General features: G+C 69.6%; 18 protein-coding genes. 14 read left to right on the forward strand and 4 right to left on the reverse strand.

The genetic code is table 11. The annotated features are described in order from the left end of the window. The first annotated feature begins 10 nt into the window (after positions 1 to 10). The 3 genes from leuC to KDB89_RS05620 all read left to right on the forward strand — a co-directional run bounded on the left by leuC (position 11) and on the right by KDB89_RS05620 (position 4,177). A complete protein-coding gene (leuC, locus tag KDB89_RS05610) occupies positions 11 to 1,408 on the forward strand; it encodes a 3-isopropylmalate dehydratase large subunit (protein WP_219083856.1) in 1,398 nt (465 codons plus the stop codon). Between the two features lie 14 nt (positions 1,409 to 1,422). After that, entirely contained in the window at positions 1,423 to 2,028 is a 606-nt protein-coding gene (gene leuD, locus KDB89_RS05615; protein ID WP_219083857.1) for a 3-isopropylmalate dehydratase small subunit, read from the forward strand. Positions 2,029 to 2,140: 112 nt separating this feature from the next. Then, the gene (locus tag KDB89_RS05620) at positions 2,141 to 4,177 is read left to right on the forward strand and encodes a prolyl oligopeptidase family serine peptidase (RefSeq protein WP_219083858.1); all 2,037 of its coding nucleotides are present in this window, start codon (positions 2,141 to 2,143) and stop codon (positions 4,175 to 4,177) included. Here KDB89_RS05620 and KDB89_RS05625 read toward each other — a convergent pair. Both KDB89_RS05625 and KDB89_RS05630 read right to left on the reverse strand, forming a co-directional pair. Then, a complete protein-coding gene (locus tag KDB89_RS05625; RefSeq protein WP_219083859.1) occupies positions 4,146 to 4,940 on the reverse strand; it encodes a hypothetical protein in 795 nt (264 codons plus the stop codon). The two genes, KDB89_RS05620 and KDB89_RS05625, sit on opposite strands and share 32 nt — an antisense overlap. Beyond that, positions 4,886 to 5,650: a DUF222 domain-containing protein gene (locus KDB89_RS05630; RefSeq protein ID WP_219083860.1), complete on the reverse strand. Its 765-nt coding sequence runs from the start codon at positions 5,648 to 5,650 to the stop codon at positions 4,886 to 4,888. Before KDB89_RS05630 ends, KDB89_RS05625 begins: the two co-directional genes overlap by 55 nt. A gap of 216 nt (positions 5,651 to 5,866) precedes the next feature. Between KDB89_RS05630 and KDB89_RS05635 the strand changes: the two genes are divergently transcribed. From KDB89_RS05635 to KDB89_RS05655, 5 genes are all read left to right on the forward strand, one after another. Continuing rightward, positions 5,867 to 6,769 (forward strand): GIY-YIG nuclease family protein, encoded by a 903-nt coding sequence (locus tag KDB89_RS05635; protein WP_219083861.1) that lies wholly within the window; start codon positions 5,867 to 5,869, stop codon positions 6,767 to 6,769. A gap of 61 nt (positions 6,770 to 6,830) precedes the next feature. After that, the gene (locus tag KDB89_RS05640) at positions 6,831 to 7,142 is read left to right on the forward strand and encodes a hypothetical protein (RefSeq protein WP_219083862.1); all 312 of its coding nucleotides are present in this window, start codon (positions 6,831 to 6,833) and stop codon (positions 7,140 to 7,142) included. Then, complete coding sequence (locus tag KDB89_RS05645; protein WP_219083863.1) at positions 7,139 to 7,915, forward strand: lysophospholipid acyltransferase family protein; 777 nt, start codon at positions 7,139 to 7,141, stop codon at positions 7,913 to 7,915. Before KDB89_RS05640 ends, KDB89_RS05645 begins: the two co-directional genes overlap by 4 nt. Before the next feature lie 31 nt (positions 7,916 to 7,946). Continuing rightward, positions 7,947 to 9,068, forward strand: a complete 1,122-nt coding sequence (locus KDB89_RS05650) for a D-alanine--D-alanine ligase family protein (RefSeq protein ID WP_255556250.1) — start codon at positions 7,947 to 7,949, stop codon at positions 9,066 to 9,068. Then, complete coding sequence (locus tag KDB89_RS05655) at positions 9,068 to 9,985, forward strand: thiamine-phosphate kinase (RefSeq protein WP_219083865.1); 918 nt, start codon at positions 9,068 to 9,070, stop codon at positions 9,983 to 9,985. Before KDB89_RS05650 ends, KDB89_RS05655 begins: the two co-directional genes overlap by 1 nt. 9 nt (positions 9,986 to 9,994) lie before the next feature. Here KDB89_RS05655 and KDB89_RS14595 read toward each other — a convergent pair whose 3' ends face one another. Further along, entirely contained in the window at positions 9,995 to 10,246 is a 252-nt protein-coding gene (locus tag KDB89_RS14595) for a hypothetical protein (protein WP_255556251.1), read from the reverse strand. Here KDB89_RS14595 and KDB89_RS05660 point away from each other — a divergent pair. The 5 genes from KDB89_RS05660 (at position 10,227) to KDB89_RS05680 (ending at position 15,556) form a co-directional block, all read left to right on the forward strand. After that, positions 10,227 to 12,590: an FtsK/SpoIIIE family DNA translocase gene (locus KDB89_RS05660; protein WP_255556252.1), complete on the forward strand. Its 2,364-nt coding sequence runs from the start codon at positions 10,227 to 10,229 to the stop codon at positions 12,588 to 12,590. The genes KDB89_RS14595 and KDB89_RS05660 overlap by 20 nt on opposite strands. A 29-nt stretch (positions 12,591 to 12,619) precedes the next feature. Beyond that, positions 12,620 to 14,044, forward strand: a complete 1,425-nt coding sequence (gene rimO, locus KDB89_RS05665) for a 30S ribosomal protein S12 methylthiotransferase RimO (RefSeq protein WP_219083867.1) — start codon at positions 12,620 to 12,622, stop codon at positions 14,042 to 14,044. Continuing rightward, positions 14,041 to 14,631 carry a CDP-diacylglycerol--glycerol-3-phosphate 3-phosphatidyltransferase gene (pgsA, locus tag KDB89_RS05670; RefSeq protein WP_219083868.1) on the forward strand — a complete coding sequence of 197 codons (591 nt, stop codon included), beginning with the start codon at positions 14,041 to 14,043 and terminating at the stop codon, positions 14,629 to 14,631. Before rimO ends, pgsA begins: the two co-directional genes overlap by 4 nt. Positions 14,632 to 14,666: 35 nt before the next feature. Further along, positions 14,667 to 15,149, forward strand: a complete 483-nt coding sequence (locus tag KDB89_RS05675; protein ID WP_219083869.1) for a CinA family protein — start codon at positions 14,667 to 14,669, stop codon at positions 15,147 to 15,149. 125 nt (positions 15,150 to 15,274) lie between these two features. Next, positions 15,275 to 15,556, forward strand: a complete 282-nt coding sequence (locus KDB89_RS05680; protein ID WP_304650875.1) for a helix-turn-helix domain-containing protein — start codon at positions 15,275 to 15,277, stop codon at positions 15,554 to 15,556. 8 nt (positions 15,557 to 15,564) lie between these two features. Here the strand turns inward: KDB89_RS05680 and KDB89_RS05685 are convergent, their stop codons facing one another. Then, on the reverse strand, positions 15,565 to 16,323 hold the full coding sequence (locus KDB89_RS05685; RefSeq protein ID WP_219083870.1) for a DeoR/GlpR family DNA-binding transcription regulator: 759 nt from the start codon (positions 16,321 to 16,323) through the stop codon (positions 15,565 to 15,567). Positions 16,324 to 16,434: 111 nt separating this feature from the next. Here KDB89_RS05685 and KDB89_RS05690 point away from each other — a divergent pair, with 111 nt between their 5' ends. Beyond that, positions 16,435 to 16,629 carry a DUF3046 domain-containing protein gene (locus KDB89_RS05690; RefSeq protein WP_219083871.1) on the forward strand — a complete coding sequence of 65 codons (195 nt, stop codon included), beginning with the start codon at positions 16,435 to 16,437 and terminating at the stop codon, positions 16,627 to 16,629. Positions 16,630 to 16,640 lie beyond the last annotated feature (11 nt).

Consider the following 16,640-nt stretch of genomic DNA (forward strand, 5'->3'; position numbering starts at 1 on the left):
GCGAGGAGCCATGGGCAGAACCCTGAGCGAGAAGGTGTGGGACGATCACGTCGTCCGGTCGGCCGAAGGAGAGCCTGATCTCCTCTACATCGACCTCCAGCTCGTGCATGAGGTCACCAGCCCCCAGGCCTTCGAGGGCCTGCGGATGGCGGGGCGGAAGGTGCGCCGCACCGAGCTGACCCTGGCGACGGAGGATCACAACACCCCGACGCTCAACATCCTCGCCCCCATCGCCGACCCGGTATCCCGCAAGCAGGTCGACACGCTGCGCGCCAACGCCGCCGAGTTCGGCGTGCGCATCCACTCGCTGGGCGACAAGGACCAGGGCGTCGTGCACATCATCGGCCCCCAGCTCGGCGTCACCCAACCGGGCATGACGATCGTGTGCGGCGACTCGCACACCTCGACGCACGGCGCGTTCGGTGCGCTGGCCTACGGCATCGGTACCTCCGAGGTCGAGCACGTGCTCGCCACGCAGACCCTGCCTCAGGCGAAGCCGAAGACCATGGCCGTCAACATCAACGGCGAGCTGGCCGACGGCGTCACCGCCAAGGACGTCGTGCTGGCGCTGATCGCGAAGGTCGGCACCGGCGGCGGCCAGGGCTACATCGTCGAGTACCGCGGCACGACCATCGAGAACCTCTCGATGGAGGGCCGCATGACGATCTGCAACATGTCGATCGAGTGGGGCGCCAAGGCGGGCATGATCGCGCCCGACGACACGACGTTCGCCTACCTGAAGGGCCGCCCGCACGCGCCCGAGGGCGAGGACTGGGACGCCGCCGTCGAGTACTGGCGCACCCTGAAGACCGACGACGACGCCACGTTCGACGTCGAGGTCGACATCGACGCCGCCGCGCTGACCCCCTTCGTCACCTGGGGCACCAACCCCGGCCACGGCGTGCCGCTCGGCGGCGTCGTGCCCAGCCCGGAGGACTTCGACTCCGAGGTCGAGCAGGCGACCGCAGCCCGCGCGCTGGAGTACATGGCCCTGACGCCCGGCACCCCGATGCGCGACATCGCCGTCGACACCGTCTTCCTCGGCTCCTGCACCAACGGCCGCATCGAGGACCTGCGGCTCGCCGCGTCTGTCCTGAAGGGGCGCAAGAAGGCCGACAGCATCCGCATGCTCGTGGTCCCCGGCTCCGCCCGGGTCCGCCTGCAGGCCGAGACGGAGGGCCTCGACGAGGTCTTCAAGGAGTTCGGCGCCGAGTGGCGCGCGGCCGGCTGCTCGATGTGCCTCGGCATGAACCCCGACCAGCTCGCCCCGGGAGAGCGTTCGGCCTCCACCTCGAACCGCAACTTCGAGGGCCGCCAGGGCAAGGGCGGACGCACCCACCTGGTGTCTCCCGCCGTCGCAGCCGCCACCGCCGTCGCCGGCCATCTGGCCGCCCCCGCCGACCTCTGATCCAGGAAGAGAACATGGAAGCGTTCATCAACCACACCGGCATCGCGGTCCCGCTGCAGCGCAGCAACGTCGACACCGACCAGATCATCCCCGCCGTCTACCTGAAGCGCATCACGCGCACGGGCTTCGAGGACGGGCTGTTCGCCGCCTGGCGCAACGATCCCGAGTTCGTGCTCAACCGGGAGCCGTTCACCACCGGCACCATCCTGGTGCCGGGCCCCGACTTCGGGACCGGCTCCTCGCGCGAGCACGCCGTCTGGGCGCTGCAGAACTACGGCTTCAAGGTCGTCATCGGGTCGCGCTTCGGCGACATCTTCCGCTCCAACTCCGGCAAGGCCGGGCTCCTGGTCGCGCTCGTCACCGAGGAACAGGTCCGCGAGCTCTGGGCGGCCATCGAGGCCGACCCGGACGTCGAGACCACCGTCGACCTGCCGAGCCAGACCATCACGCGCGGCGACCTGACACTGAGCTTCACGATCGACGACTACACGAAGCACCGTCTCCTCAACGGCCTCGACGACGTCTCCATGACGCTGCAGCACGAGGACGAGATCGCGGCCTACGAGGCGCGTCGCCCGAGCTGGAAGCCGAAGACGATCCCGGCGCGCACCGCCGGCTGACAACCCTTCGTCGGCCCCGCTCCCCGGACGATCCCGGGTGGCGGGGCCGAATCACGCACACGCTGCGGCGCGGGCAGATACGGTGGGCCGGGATTGATTCCGGGGAGGCGAGATGGATCCGCATCAGTGGCTCGAGGACGTGGTCGGCGACGACGCGCTCGACTGGGTGAGGGAGCGTAACGCGCTGACCGTGGGCGAGTACGGCTCGAGCGACGACTTCGTCTCCCTCCGCGACGACCTGCTCGCGATCTACGACGCCGACGACCGGATCCCCGTCGTCAGGGCGCGCGGCGACCTGCTCTACAACTTCTGGCGCGACGGGGAACACCCACGCGGGCTGTGGCGCCGCACGACGCTCGACGAGTACCGAGGCCCCTCCCCGAAGTGGGAGACGGTCCTCGACCTCGACGCCCTGTGCGAGGCCGAGAACGAGAACTGGGTCTGGCACGGAGCCGACGTGCTGCGGCCCGGTAACCGGCGCGCGCTGATCTCGCTGTCGAGGGGCGGCGCCGACGCCGACGTCACCCGCGAGTTCGACCTGGAGACGCTCGGATTCGTCGAGGACGGGTTCCTCCGCCCGGAGTCGAAGGGCGGGCTCTCCTGGATCGACGACGACACGGTGTTCCTCGTGTCCGCCGACGGGCCGGAGACGGTGAACCTCGCGGGCTACGGGCGACTCGTCCGCCAGTGGCGCCGCGGGACGCCCATCGATTCGGCGGAGGTGGTCTTCGCGGGCCCCGCCGACAACAACGGCTACGGCATCTACCCGGGCCGCGACCATGCCGAGGGGTTCGAGCGCGACCTGCTCGTCCACTACCTCGACAGCCGCGACACCGCGCTGTACGTGCGGGCCATCGGCGAGGACGGGTTCACGAAGGTCGAGGCGCCCGACAGCGCCTCCAAGGACGTCCACCGGCAGTGGCTCACGATCGAGTTGCGCGAGCCGTGGACCGTCGAGGGCGTCACGTACCCGGCGGGAGCGCTGCTGGTCGCGCGGTTCGACGAGTGGCTCGCCGGGGACCGGCGCAGCCTCGAGATGGTCTTCGAGCCGACGGACACCACGTCGCTGGTCGGGGTGACCTACACCCGCGGCCACCTGGTCCTCAACGTGCTCGACGACGTGAAGAACGCGCTCGTGGTCCTCACACACGGCGGTGACGGATGGTCGAGGCGCCCGCTGGGCGGTGTGCCGGAGTTCGGCACCATCGCGGTCAGCGCCGTCGACGGGGATGAGAGCGACGGGCTGTGGCTCAGCGTCAACGACTACCTGACGCCGCCCTCCCTCCTGCTCGGCAGCGCCGACGCGGTGGCTCCTGCGCCGGAGGTCCTGAAGTCGCAGCCGGCCATGTTCGACGCGTCGCGGCACCTGGCCGAGCAGCGTTTCGTGGTCTCTCCCGACGGCACCCGCGTTCCGTACTTCGTGGTGCGTCCGAAGGATGCCCCCTTCGACGGCTCCACACCCACGCTGCTCTACGGCTACGGGGGCTTCGAGATCCCGCTGCTGCCGGGCTATTCCGGCGGTATCGGCAAGGGGTGGCTGGAGAAGGGCGGCGCCTACGTGGTCGCCAACATCCGGGGCGGCAGCGAGTACGGGCCGCGATGGCACCAGGCGGCTCTACGGGAGAACCGGCACCGCGCCTACGAGGACTTCGCCGCGGTCGCGCGGGACCTGGTGGCCACCGGCCTCACGTCGCCGGAGCACCTCGGCATGATGGGCGGCAGCAACGGCGGCCTGCTGGCCGGCAACATGCTCACGCAGTACCCGGAGCTGTTCGGCGCCATCGTCATCCGGGTCCCGCTGCTCGACATGCAGAGGTATCACACGCTGCTCGCCGGGGCGTCCTGGATGGCGGAGTATGGCGACCCGGACGACCCCGCCGACTGGGAGTTCATCCAGGGCTTCTCGCCGTACCACCTGTTCGACGCGGACCGCGAGTACCCGCCGACCCTCATCATGACCTCGACGCGCGACGACCGCGTCCATCCCGGGCATGCGCGCAAGTTCATGGCGAAGATGCTCGAGGCGGGCAAGGACGTGCGGTACTTCGAGAACATCGAGGGCGGGCACGGCGGGGCGGCCGACAACAGCCAGGCCGCCCGGATGGATGCCCTGTATCTCACGTTCCTCTGGCGTCAGCTGGCGGGCTGAGGTCGTCGGGCGGCCCGTCGCGGCTGGTGCCCTCTCGCGTGACGCGGTAGCGGTAGCCGAGGGGGCTGGTCCACAGGATCTCCCATGACCCGCCCTTGGCCGGCTCCCAGTGCTGCGTCACCTGCCAGAGGTCTGCGCTCTTGGCCCGGTGGAGGGTCCTGCCGAACGGGGCGAGGTTGCCCAGTCGCGTCTGCCCGCGCCGACCGTCGATGTAGGCGACGTTGTGGTCCACGTCGAGCCCGGCGCTGGAGCGGTTGGAGAAGGGGAACGGCTCGACGGGGAACGTCAGCTGCACGGCCCGCCGCATGCGGGGCGTGGGGTCGTGCCGGTCCTCCGGGGCCATCGCCACGGCGTCGATCACCGGCTGCACCGTGATCCGCGTGCCGGAGCCGTTGATGCCCTCGCCGAGGAACTGAGCCAGCAGGCGCGTGGTGATGTGCCCGGCCGCCTCGACGCGCGCGGCCGGGTCCAGCGTGCCGAGCGAGTCGCCGCTGATGTGCACCGCGATCCCCAGCCGCGGCGCAGCGAGCCTGAGGTCGGCCTCGGGTTCCCTGAGCTCGCATCCCGGTTCCCTGAGCTCGCATCCCGGTTCCCTGAGCTCGCATCCCGGTTCCCTGAGCTCGTCGAAGGGCATTGAGCTTGTCGAAACGTCCATGCCCGCGACGCCGGATATCAGCTCGCCGGCCGTCTCCCCACCGAGCGCGGAGGTCACCTCCACCAACGGTGCCTGACCGCTGGCGCGCTGCAGCAGCGCCAGCGCCATGGCCGGATGAGCCAGGATGCCGAGCGCCTTCGCGCGGAGTTCCGCGACGTCAGCTCGGGGTTGGTCGGGAGCAGGATCTCCGCCAGCCGGTTGACCGTGGCCATGAGGTACTTCGCGTCGAGGACGCCCATGACGGCCGACAGGTTGACGGCGCCCTCGAAGAAGCCCCACACGTACACGCCTCGGGTGGTGCGACGCTCCCGCTCGCGCTCGTACGCGGCTACGGGGTCGGCCTCGATGATGAGCCTGTCCAGCAGCTTCATAGCGCCCGAGTAGGAGAGCCTCAGCTGCCGCGGGAGCCACCGCTCGGTCACCTGCTCGGCCACCGTCGCGTCCAGAGCCGCGCAGCGGTGGGCGGCCGCTACCGCCCTGTGCACCTCGATCTCGTCGGCCTCGACAGCGGCCAGCACCGACGGGTGGCGGTACTTGAGGCGGACCGCGTCGATGACCTTCGACGCGGCCGCGTGGGCGGAGATGCCCAGCAGCCCGGCGACCTCCAGCGCGAGGTACTGCGACGCGCCGATCTCCTCGACGGTGCCCTGCACGATGCGCTGCCGGTCGGCGAGCGCCTCGATCATCTCCACGTCGTCGAAGCGGTACTCCTCGGCGAGTTCGATAAGCATCAGCAGGACCCCGGCCTCGTCCCGGCGGCGCGCACGATCGAAGCTGACAAGCCTGTCGGCCGCCCTCTTCACGCGCTCAACGTCCATGAACCCATGCTAGGTACACCCACCGACAATTTAGAACGGGCGAGTGATTCCGTGACAACACCTGTCAGTCTCCGGACAGCACCTGGATGCCGCGCGGCCGTCACTGGGAGCCGCTGGCTACGCTGATTGCGGGCCGTCCGGACGAGGAGTGATACAGATGGTGCTGATGACCGCTGACGGGTACCGGGTTCCGACGCTGACCGTGCGGGGGGCGGCGTGAGCGGGAAGCACATTGAACTGTTCCTGGTGGACGGTGAGCCTGGTGGGATCACCACCGCGGAGATCGCAGGCTGGACGGGGCATGTGCTCGCGGGTGCACGGTCCGACCTGGCACGCATCCTCAGACGCGACGAGGCGAACCGCAACGGCGCCTATCTACTGATCGGTGAGGACGAGGACGCGGTCGGCGGCATCCAGTGCTACATCGGTCGCACGGAGAACTTCGCGCAGCGGATCAGGAATCACGACGCCAACAAGGACTTCTGGGACCGCGTCGTGCTGATCAGCGCCAAGGACGATGTCTTCAACGAGGGGCACTGGGGTTACCTCGAGGCCCGCCTCGTGGAGCTGGCGCGGCTCGCGGAGCGGTCCACTCTGCCGAATATCCAGACACCGCAGGGCAGGAGGCTCTCCGAGGCACAGCAGTCGGACATGAATGCCTTCCTCTCCCAGTTGGAGATCGTGCTGCCAGTGCTGGGGGTGAACGTGCTCCGCATCCGACCTTCGAAGAAGGCAGCCGCGGCCCCTGTCGAGCCGGAGACGGCGGAGTCGCCGGTGTTCACCCTCGCCGATGCCAGGCACGGGGTGTCAGCCCGGGCCCAGGTCGATGGAGACGAGTTCACGATGCTGGCCGGATCGGTCATCGTCGGCACATGGTCGCGGGTGGGCAAGTCGGAGAGCACACGGAGGTCGTACGCGTCCCTTGCCCAGCGGCACGCCAAACTCGTCGCTGATGGTTCGATCCGCGTGGTGGGCGACACAGGCACCCTGACCCGCGACGTGGCCTTCAGCTCGCCCTCGACTGCGGGTGCAGTCGCACTGGGTCGCTCGTGCAACGGACGTATCAGCTGGCTCTGGGAAGAGGGCACGTATGCCCAGTGGGAAGCCAGGGGGCTCTGACCCGACACTCCACACGGGCCGGGGTCCCGATCGCCGACCGGGCGCAACTACGCTTGTCCCCATGCATCACCGTTGGCTTCCCCCGTCGATCCTCGGCCTCGCCGCGCTCTGCGCCGCCGTCATCGGGGGCTGGGCCGTCGTCGAGGGGGCAACGATCCTCGTGCTGCTCCCGGCCGTCGTGCTCGTCGCGGCCCTCGCCACGTGGCGGACCAAGGTCGGCGTGTGGGTGGCGTTCGGCGGGGCGGCGCTCGCGCTGATCGTCGGGATGGTGCTGGGCGACCTCGTCGAGGCGTACCTCCTGCCCGCGGCGCTGTTCGCCGCGATGGCCGCCGCGCTGAAGCTGGCGCCCCGCCGGGCGGAGGTCCGGGCATGAGCCGCGACCTGGCGACCCAGCCCTGGAAACGGCCGCTCTCGCAGGTCATCACCGAACCTGCCAGCCGCACGTTCCGCGGGCTCGCCCGGTTCGTCAACGCCGTCGTGCCGCTCGTGGCCAGGCGCCACTGGGAGGGCCAGGATCACATCCCGCAGACCGGCCCCGTGATCGTCGTCGCGACGCACATCTCCAATGCCGATCCCGTCCTGCTCGGCGAGTACCTCATCTGGTCCGGCCGCTGGGTCCACTACCTCGGCAAGTCGGACATCTGGAAGGTGCCCGTGCTCGGCTGGCTCGGCCGAGCCTGCGAGCAGATCCCCGTCTACCGCAACACCGAGCGGGCCTCGGAGTCGCTCGTGCACGCCCGCGAGGCGCTCGCGAAGGGGCAGCTCGTCGCGATCTACCCTGAGGGCACCATCACCCGCGACCCCGAGGGCTGGCCCATGACGGGCCGCCGGGGCGCCGCGCAGCTCGCCCTCATGACGGGAGCCCCTGTGGTTCCCGTGGTCCAGGTCGGCTCGGACAAGATCCTCGGCGGCCACCGGATCGAGCTGCGTCGCCTCTTCTCGGGCCGCCACGACGTGTACCTCAAGGCCGGCCCGGCCATCGACCTCGGCGGGTACGAGGGAAGAGAGCTGACCAAGGAGCTCGCCGACGAGGTCACCGACCGTTTCCTCGAGACTCTGACCGCAATGCGGGCCGAACTGACCGGCCTCACGCCGCCGGATGGCCGGTGGGACATGCGTGTCGGGGGCCGGGTGGCGGCGCAGTAGAGTGAGCCGCGCACTGAACCTAGGAGGACCCGTGACGGACCGGACCCACGTAGCGCTGATCTTCGGAGGGCAGTCGTCGGAGCACGGCATCTCCTGCCTGACCGCCGCCTCGGTGCTCGGCGCGCTGGACCCGGAACGCTTCGACGTCGTCGGCGTCGGCATCTCCAGGACCGGCAGGTGGACCCAGGTCCCGCTGGAGACCATCCGCGACTACCGCATCATCGACGGTGTCGCTCCCGAGGTCGCCGAGCCCGAGCACGTCGCCGTGTGGATGGTGGGGGAGGACGGCTGTCAGGTCGCGACCCGCGACACCAGCGAACACCTCGCCGACATCCACGACGTCGACGTCGCCTTCGCGCTGCTGCACGGCCCCTTCGGGGAGGACGGCACCATCCAGGGCATGTTCGAGATGATGGGCATCCGCTACGTCGGCAGCGGCGTGACGTCGTCGGCCATCGGCATGGACAAGCACTACATGAAGGTCGCCTTCGAGGCTGCCGGGCTGCCCGTGTGGCCGTACGTCGTCGCCACCGCGCACCGCCTGCGCCACCACCGCGAGCAGGTGCACGCCGAGGTAGCCGAGAAGCTGACCTATCCGCTCTTCGTCAAGCCCGCCCGCGGCGGCTCGTCCATCGGCATCAGCCGCGTCACGGACCCGGCCCAGCTCGACGAGGCCATTGACGAGGCGCAGAAGTTCGACCCGAAGGTCGTCATCGAGCAGGGCTTCACCGGCGCCCGCGAACTGGAGTGCGCGGTGCTCGGCGACCCCGACTCGCCCGACGGGTGCCACGCCTCCGTCATCGGCGAGATCCGGGTGAAGGCCGACGACGGCTTCTACGATTACGAGGCCAAGTACTTCGACGAGGACGGCGCCGCGCTCGACGCGCCCGCCGACGTCACGCCGGAACTCACCGCCACGCTGCAGGAGCTTGCGAAGCGCTCCTTCCTCGCGGTCGATGCCGAGGGTCTCGTGCGCGCCGACTTCTTCGTGACCCCCGAGGGCGACGCGTTCATCAACGAGGTCAACACCATGCCGGGCTTCACTCAGATCTCCATGTGGCCGACGCTGTGGCAGGTCTCCGGTCACACGTACCCGGAGCTCGTCGGGCGCCTGGTGCAGCTCGCACTCGACCGCCCCGTCGGCCTGCGCTGATGCACGAGTTCGAGCTGATCTCCTCCATCACCTCCGATGTGAGTGTCGGCGACGACGTGACGCTCGGCATCGGCGACGACGCAGCCGCGCTGCGCCTCACGGGGGACACTGTCGTGACGACCGACATCCTCGTCGAGGGTGTGCACTTCAAGCGCCAGTGGTCGCCCGCCCGCTCGGTCGGTCGCAAGGCCATCGCGGTCAACGTCTCCGACGTCGAGGCCATGGGCGCCAGGCCCAGCGCCATCGTCGTGGCGCTCGCCTTCCCGAAGGACCTTGACCAGGTGTGGGTCGCCGAGTTCGAGGCGGGCGTCAAGGAGGAGTGCGCGCGCGCGGGCGTGAGCCTCGTCGGCGGCGACCTCAGCAGCTCGCCGACGGTCACCGTCTGCGTCACCGCCATCGGCGACCTCGAGGGACGCCTCCCCGTGACCCGCTCCGGCGCCCGCGTCGGGCATGTCGTCGCCGTGACGGGCAACCTCGGCTGGGCCGGGGCCGGCCTCGTGACCCTGCAGCGGGGCTTCGCGTCGCCGAAGGAACCGGTCGCGGAGCAGCTCACCCCGAGCGTGCCGTACGGCCAGGGCGTCATCGCGTCCGACCGCGGCGCCACCTCGATGCTCGACATCTCGGACGGGCTGCTGGGCGACCTCGGCCACATCTGCGAGCGCAGCGGCGTCGGAATCGACATCGACACCTCGCTCATCGAGATCCCCGACCCCGTGGCCCGCGTGGCGGCGGCCACGGGCAGGAACGCGCTGGCCTTCGTGCTGGCGGGAGGCGAGGACCACGCGCTGGCCGCGACGTTCCCGACCGAGGTGCTGCCCGAGGGGTGGCGCAGGGTCGGCGTCGTCGTCAGCGGCGACGCGGTCAGCGTCGACGGACACCCGTGGGACGGCGCGGCCGGCTGGGATCACTTCGCCTGACGGCTCTGCCTACTGGGGCGCGCGGCCGCTCTGGTTTACGCTGTGGACCATGGCGTCCCGCGGTACTTCCTCCCCAGCGCGGAACACCAGCACCAAGACCCGCTCATCGGGCGCGTCCGGAGCTGCTCGTTCCACGACCAAGAAAACGACCTCCAGGTCCTCGTCGTCCTCCAGGGCCTCGTCGACCGCGAAGACGAAGCGCCAGCCCGCGGCGAAGTCCTCCCAGGGCTCCGGCTTCGGGATGAGCATCCTGCGCGGCATCGGCAGGGCCTTCTCCGGCCTCGCGGCGGGCGTCGGCTGGATCGCGCGCAGCTTCGGCGGCGCGGCGAAGGACGTCGACCCCAAGCTCCGCCGCGACGGCTGGGGTCTCCTGCTGCTGAGCATCGGCATCGTGGTGGCGGCACGCTTCTGGTTCGCGCTGCCCGGGCCGGTCGGCGAGTTCCTCGACCTGACCATCAGCACCGTCTTCGGGTCGCTGTCTCCTGTCGTGCCCGCGGTGCTGCTGTACGGTGCCTGGCGGGTGCTGCGGCACCCGCGCGACGTGGAGGCCGCCCCCCGCACCGGGCTCGGCTGGCTACTGATCACCTTCGGCGTCCTCGGCCTCGTGCACATCTCCCGCGGCCTCCCACTGCCCGCCGACATGGACGCCGTGCGGCAGGCCGGAGGCGTGATCGGCTACGTGGCCTCCAGCATCCTGACCGACCTCCTGACCGTCTGGGTCAGCGTCCCGATCCTCGTCATCGTGACGCTGTTCGGCATCCTGGTCGTCATCGGCCGCCCGCTGCACGAGATCGTCGCGGGGCTCGGGCGGGTCTTCGGGGCCCTCGTGGAGTCCGACAAGGACGGCAAGGAGGACGGCGAGAAGCTGAAGTACGGCGTCGACGTCCCCTACGACACCCCGCTGATCGAGGAGAAGAAGCCCGAACCGGAGCTCGAGCCGGTGAGCACCTTCCTCGACGACGAGGTAGACCACTTCTTCAACATCGAAGAGGAGGACGACCTCACGCTGCGGCCCGCCCCGAAGCTCGCCGCCAAGGCGGAGAAGGCGCCGAAGACGGAGCCCGTCGCGCCGAAGCCGCTCGACCCGCCGCAGCACACGCCCGCCCCCGCCGGGGCCCAGCAGCTGCAGCTCAGCGGCGACATCGCCTACCTCCTGCCCGACGACCAGACGCTCTCCCCGGGCACGAAGCCGAAGACGCGCACCGAGGCCTCCGACAAGGTCGTGCGCCAGCTGGCGTCCGTCCTGACGGAGTTCGAGATCGACGCGCGGGTCACCGGCTACACGCGCGGCCCGACGGTCACGCGCTACGAGGTCGAGCTGGGCTCGGCCATCAAGGTCTCCAAGGTGACGGGCCTGGCGGACAACATCGCCTACGCCGTCGGCTCCAACGAGATCCGCATCCTGACCCCGATCCCCGGCAAGTCCGCCATCGGCATCGAGATCCCGAACCTCGACAAGGAGGTCGTCTCGCTGGGCGACGTGCTGCGCTCCGCGGCCGCCAAGAACGACCACCACCCCATGACCATGGGGCTGGGCAAGGACGTCGAGGGCGGCTTCGTGCTCGCGAACATGGCGAAGATGCCGCACCTGCTCGTGGCGGGCGCCACCGGCTCCGGCAAGTCCAGCTTCGTGAACTCGCTCATCACGTCGATCATGATGCGCGCCACGCCTGACGAGGTGCGCATGCTGCTTGTGGACCCCAAGCGGGTCGAGCTCAACCAGTACGAGGGCATCCCGCACCTGGTCACGCCCATCATCACGAGCCCGAAGAAGGCGGCCGAGGCGCTCGCCTGGGTCGTGCGCGAGATGGACATGCGCTACGACGACCTGGCGTTCTACGGCTTCCGGCACGTCGACGACTTCAACAAGGCCGTGCGTGCGGGCCAGGTCAAGGCGCCGGAAGGGTCCGAGCGGGTGCTCTCGCCGTACCCCTACCTGCTGGTGGTCGTGGACGAGCTTGCCGACCTCATGATGGTCGCGCCGCGCGACGTGGAGGAGTCCATCGTCCGCATCACGCAGCTGGCGCGCGCCGCAGGCATCCACCTGGTGCTCGCGACGCAGCGTCCCTCCACCGACGTCGTGACCGGCCTGATCAAGGCCAACGTGCCCTCCCGGCTCGCCTTCGCCACCTCGTCGATGACCGACTCCCGGGTCATCCTCGACCAGCCGGGAGCCGAGAAGCTCGTGGGCAAGGGCGACGGCCTCTTCCTCCCGATGGGCGCCTCCAAGCCGGTCCGCGTGCAGGGCGCCTGGGTCAACGAGCACGAGATCCGTGACGTCGTCGAGTTCATCACCGGCCAGCTGCAGCCCAACTACCGGGAGGACGTCACGGCGGGGGCGGGCGCCGAGAAGAAGGTCGTCGACGACATCGGCGACGACCTCGAACTCGTGCTGGACGCCTGCCGACTCGTCGTCGAGCTCCAGCTGGGATCGACCTCGATGCTGCAGCGCAAGCTGCGCGTCGGTTTCGCGAAGGCCGGCAGGCTCATGGACATCCTGGAGTCCAGGGGCGTGGTCGGGCCGTCCGAGGGCTCGAAGGCCCGCGACGTGCTGGTCAAGCCCGAGGACCTCGACGACGTCCTGGCAAGCCTGGCTGCGGGCTGACGACCGGCGGGGCGGATAATGGACGGGATATGACTCAGCATCTCGTCCACATCGCCTCCCTCGGGTGCGCCCGTAACGACGTCGACTCCGAGGAACTCGCCGCCCGTCTCGAACTCGGCGGGTTCACCCTCACCGACGACCCGACGAGCGCCGAGACCGTCGTCGTCAACACATGCGGGTTCGTCGAGCAGGCCAAGAAGGACTCCATCGACACCCTGCTTGCCGCCGCCGACCTGAAGGACGGCGGCACCGTCCGTTCGGTCGTCGCAGTGGGATGCATGGCGGAGCGGTACGGCGTGCAGCTCGCCGACGAGCTGCCGGAGGCCGACGCGGTGCTCGGCTTCGACGACTACGCCGACATCGCCGACCGCCTCAAGGGGATCCTCGACGGCGACCGCCACATCTCCCACGTGCCGCGCGACCGCCGCACGCTCCTGCCGCTGACCCCCATGGCCCGACAGGCGGCCGCTGACCGCATCGCGACGCCCGGCCACCGGCATGAGCCGCTGCCCGCAGGGCTGGCCCCGGCCACCGGCCCGAGGGCGCTGCGCAGGCGGCTGTCCGGCGGCCCGTCCGCCAACCTGAAGATCGCCTCGGGCTGCGACCGGCGGTGCGCCTTCTGCGCCATCCCGGCCTTCCGCGGCTCCTATCTCTCCCGCCCGATCGACGAGCTCATCGCCGAGGCGCAGTGGCTCGCGGAGCAGGGCGTCAGGGAGCTGTTCCTCGTCTCCGAGAACACGTCGTCCTACGGCAAGGACCTGGGGCCGGACACCCGGCTCGAGGCGCTGCTGCCGGAGCTGTCGCTGGTCGACGGGATCGACTGGATCCGCGTCAGCTACCTGCAACCCGCCGAGATCCGCCCCTCCATGTTGGACGCCATGCTGGGCACCGAGAAGGTCGTGCCGTACTTCGACCTCAGCTTCCAGCACGCGTCCCCGACCGTGCTGCGCTCCATGCGTCGGTTTGGCGACCCGGACAGCTTCCTCTCGCTCATCTCGACCATCCGCGACGCCGCACCCGCCGCCGGCATCCGCAGCAACGTCATCGCCGGGTTCCCCGGGGAGACCGCGCGCGACGTCGAGATCCTGCGCGACTTCATCGTCGAGGCCAACCTCGACGTGATGGGCGTGTTCGGCTACTCCGACGAGGAGGGCACCGAGGGCGTCACGCTGCCGGGCCACCTCGAGCCTGCAGAGGTGGAGGAGCGCCGCGCGATGCTCGCCGATCTGGCCATCGAGGTCTGCGAGGCGCGCGCGGCCGACCGCATCGGCGAGGAGATCGTCGTGCTGGTCGAGTCGGACGAGGACGGCGAATCGGTCGGCCGAGGCGCCCACCAGGCCCCGGAGACCGACGGATCCACAACCCTCTCCGGGTTCGCCGGTAGGGTGGGGGAGTTGGTCCGCGCCGTCGTCGTCGACGCGGCAGGAATCGATCTCATCGCGGAGGCGCAGTGACTCAGAACCAGGACATGCCCGTCAGCAACTGGAATGTTCCCAACGTCCTCACGGTGATCCGGATCATCCTGGTCCCGGTCTACATCGTGGTGCTGTTCATGGGTCCGCATGAGCTCTCGTGGCGGCTCGCCGCGACCGCGGTTTTCACGGTCGCGATGCTGACGGACCTGGCCGACGGCCACATCGCCCGCAAGTACAACCTGGTCACGGACTTCGGCAAGCTCTGGGACCCGTTCGCGGACAAGGCCCTGACCGGGGCCGCGTTCATCTGCCTGAGCATCCTGCAGGAGCTGCCCTGGTGGATCACGATCATCATCCTGGTGCGCGAGTGGGGCATCACCTGGGTGCGGGCCGCCATCAAGAAGTACGGCGTGGTGATGGCGGCCAACAAGGGCGGCAAGGCCAAGACCGTCACGCAGACCATCGCGCTGATCCTGTTCAACATCGGCCTGGTGTTCCTGCCCGGCCCGGTCCAGGTGATCGCCTGGATCCTGATGCTGGCCGCGCTGATCCTCACGGTTGTCACGGGCATCGACTACCTGCGCGCCGCCTGGAAGGTCCGCCGAGACGCCCACAGCGCCGCCTGAACCGCCCCACCCCTACCGAGCTGAGAAGAGGAATCATGTCGCTGGCCGAAGATGTGATCGCGAAGATGAAGGGTCGCTCGGTGACGCTGGCGACGTGCGAGTCCATCACGGGGGGCGGGCTCGGCGCCGAACTGACGTCGGTGCCCGGCGCGTCCGCCGTGTTCATGGGGGCGCTGGTCACCTACGCCCGTGAGCTGAAGAACACCCTGGCCGGCGTGGACCAGGACCTCATCGATCACGAGGGCGTCGTCAACGAGTTGACCGCCATCCAGATGGCGATCGGCGCGCAGACCCGGTGTGACGCCGACTGGGCCGTCGCCACCACCGGCGTCGCGGGGCCGACGCTGCAGGACGGGGTCGAGGTCGGCACGGTGTGGTTCGCCGTCGTCGGGCCGAAGATGGGGATGTCCCAGGCGCCCCAGTTCACCGAGGTCAAGCACTTCGAGGGAGACCGCCGGGAGATCCGCGAACAGGCCATCGCGCACGCGCTCGGGATGCTGCTGCGCATCCTTGACTGACCCCGCCCAGGGTGTCCAGGGATGCCCTGATATTCTTTTTCGCTTTCCGGGAACAAACACGCAGGCCTTATGGTTGCACCTGTGTGAGGCGGGCAGATCGCACGCCGGGAACAGGTGGTAGGACCGTGAAGACGATTCTGATTCGCAAGGTGATGGGTGAGACGCTCCGGGAACACCGGATGGCCGCGGGCATGACCCTGCGTGAGGTCTCCCTGGCCAGCATGGTCTCGCTCGGTTACCTCTCCGAGATCGAGCGCGGCCACAAGGAGGCCTCCAGCGAGGTCCTCTTCTCCATCGCGACGGCTCTCGGCCTGTCGCTGTCCGACCTGATGAGCGCCATCAGCGCCAAGCTGGCGGTCCTCGAAGCCGAGCGCGCGCCCCGCGGTCGGATGGTCGTGGCCGCCTGAGCCGGTCACTACTGGGCGGGTAGCTGTGCGACCCGCACCTCGAGCCCTGTGACGCGCAACTGTTCCAGTTGCGCGTCACTTGCGCCCGAGTCCGTCACGAGAACCTGAACCTGCGAGAGATCGGCCATCTTGGCCAGCATGGCGTGGCCGATCTTCGACGAGTCGCAGGCCACGATCACCCGCTGCGCCCGTTCGATCAGCGCCAGATTCGTGCGGGCCTCCACCTCGTCGTGCGTGGTGAGCCCTGCATCGACCGACAGCCCATCGGCGCCGACGATGGCCGTGCCGATGTTGACCAGTTTCAGCGTCTGCTCCGCAAGCGAGCCGACCAGCTCCAGCGAACTGCGGCGCAGCACCCCGCCGACCATCAGCACGCGGGCCATCCCGAGATCTGCGGCCTCCAGCCCGATGGTGAGGGAGTTGGTGATGATCGTCAGATCCCCCCGGTTCCTCAGCTGACGCATGACCTCGGCGGCGGTCGTGCCCCCGGTCAGGCCGATCGCATGTCTCCCTGCGGGAATCATGGCGGCCACCTCGCGGGCGATGTACTGCTTCGCCAGCTGGTTGTGCCCGTCGCGCAGATGGACCGGCAGTTCGCCTCCGCGTTTGCCGGGCCGTGCCCCGCCGTGCGTGCGCTCGAGCAGCCCCTGTGCCGCGAGGAGGGCGACGTCGCGGCGGATCGTCGCGGCGGAGGCGCCGAACTCGGCGGCAAGGTCGGACAGCGGCACCTGGCCCCGCTCGCGGAGCACACTCAGCAGAGCGACCATTCGCTCACTTCGCTTCTGGGTGGACACAGCCGGGTTGACCATATGGACAATCTAGCCGTGCAGTCTGCAGCGCCGGGATGCGGGGTGGCCGGACGGAGTACGGTTGGCCGGGTGCGTGAGGTTGAGCTGTGGCAGCGGATGGACCAGGTGCTGCCCGGTGGGTACGCGGCCACCTGGGCGGAGCACGTCGTGCTCGAGGAGCTGGGCAGCCGAACGGTTCACGACGCGCTGCGTGCGGGAGTCGCCTGCAAGCGGATCTGGCGGGCCGTGTGGAAGCAGTTGGAACTGCCGGAATCGCTGCGCTGACGCCCCGCGTG

Source organism: Tessaracoccus palaemonis (genome assembly GCF_019316905.1).
Classification (GTDB): domain Bacteria; phylum Actinomycetota; class Actinomycetes; order Propionibacteriales; family Propionibacteriaceae; genus Arachnia; species Arachnia palaemonis.

Bases quoted from the DNA above. Each gene is read 5' to 3' on its own strand.
- leuC (WP_219083856.1), top strand. From the start codon at position 11: ATGGGCAGAACCCTGAGCGAGAAGGTGTGGGACGATCACGTCGTCCGG.
- leuD (WP_219083857.1), top strand. From the start codon at position 1,423: ATGGAAGCGTTCATCAACCACACCGGCATCGCGGTCCCGCTGCAGCGC.
- KDB89_RS05620 (WP_219083858.1), top strand. From the start codon at position 2,141: ATGGATCCGCATCAGTGGCTCGAGGACGTGGTCGGCGACGACGCGCTC.
- KDB89_RS05625 (WP_219083859.1), bottom strand. From the start codon at position 4,940: ATGGCGCTGGCGCTGCTGCAGCGCGCCAGCGGTCAGGCACCGTTGGTG.
- KDB89_RS05630 (WP_219083860.1), bottom strand. From the start codon at position 5,650: ATGGACGTTGAGCGCGTGAAGAGGGCGGCCGACAGGCTTGTCAGCTTC.
- KDB89_RS05640 (WP_219083862.1), top strand. From the start codon at position 6,831: ATGCATCACCGTTGGCTTCCCCCGTCGATCCTCGGCCTCGCCGCGCTC.
- KDB89_RS05645 (WP_219083863.1), top strand. From the start codon at position 7,139: ATGAGCCGCGACCTGGCGACCCAGCCCTGGAAACGGCCGCTCTCGCAG.
- KDB89_RS05655 (WP_219083865.1), top strand. From the start codon at position 9,068: ATGCACGAGTTCGAGCTGATCTCCTCCATCACCTCCGATGTGAGTGTC.
- KDB89_RS05660 (WP_255556252.1), top strand. From the start codon at position 10,227: ATGAGCATCCTGCGCGGCATCGGCAGGGCCTTCTCCGGCCTCGCGGCG.
- KDB89_RS14595 (WP_255556251.1), bottom strand. From the start codon at position 10,246: ATGCCGCGCAGGATGCTCATCCCGAAGCCGGAGCCCTGGGAGGACTTC.
- rimO (WP_219083867.1), top strand. From the start codon at position 12,620: ATGACTCAGCATCTCGTCCACATCGCCTCCCTCGGGTGCGCCCGTAAC.
- KDB89_RS05675 (WP_219083869.1), top strand. From the start codon at position 14,667: ATGTCGCTGGCCGAAGATGTGATCGCGAAGATGAAGGGTCGCTCGGTG.
- KDB89_RS05685 (WP_219083870.1), bottom strand. From the start codon at position 16,323: ATGGTCGCTCTGCTGAGTGTGCTCCGCGAGCGGGGCCAGGTGCCGCTG.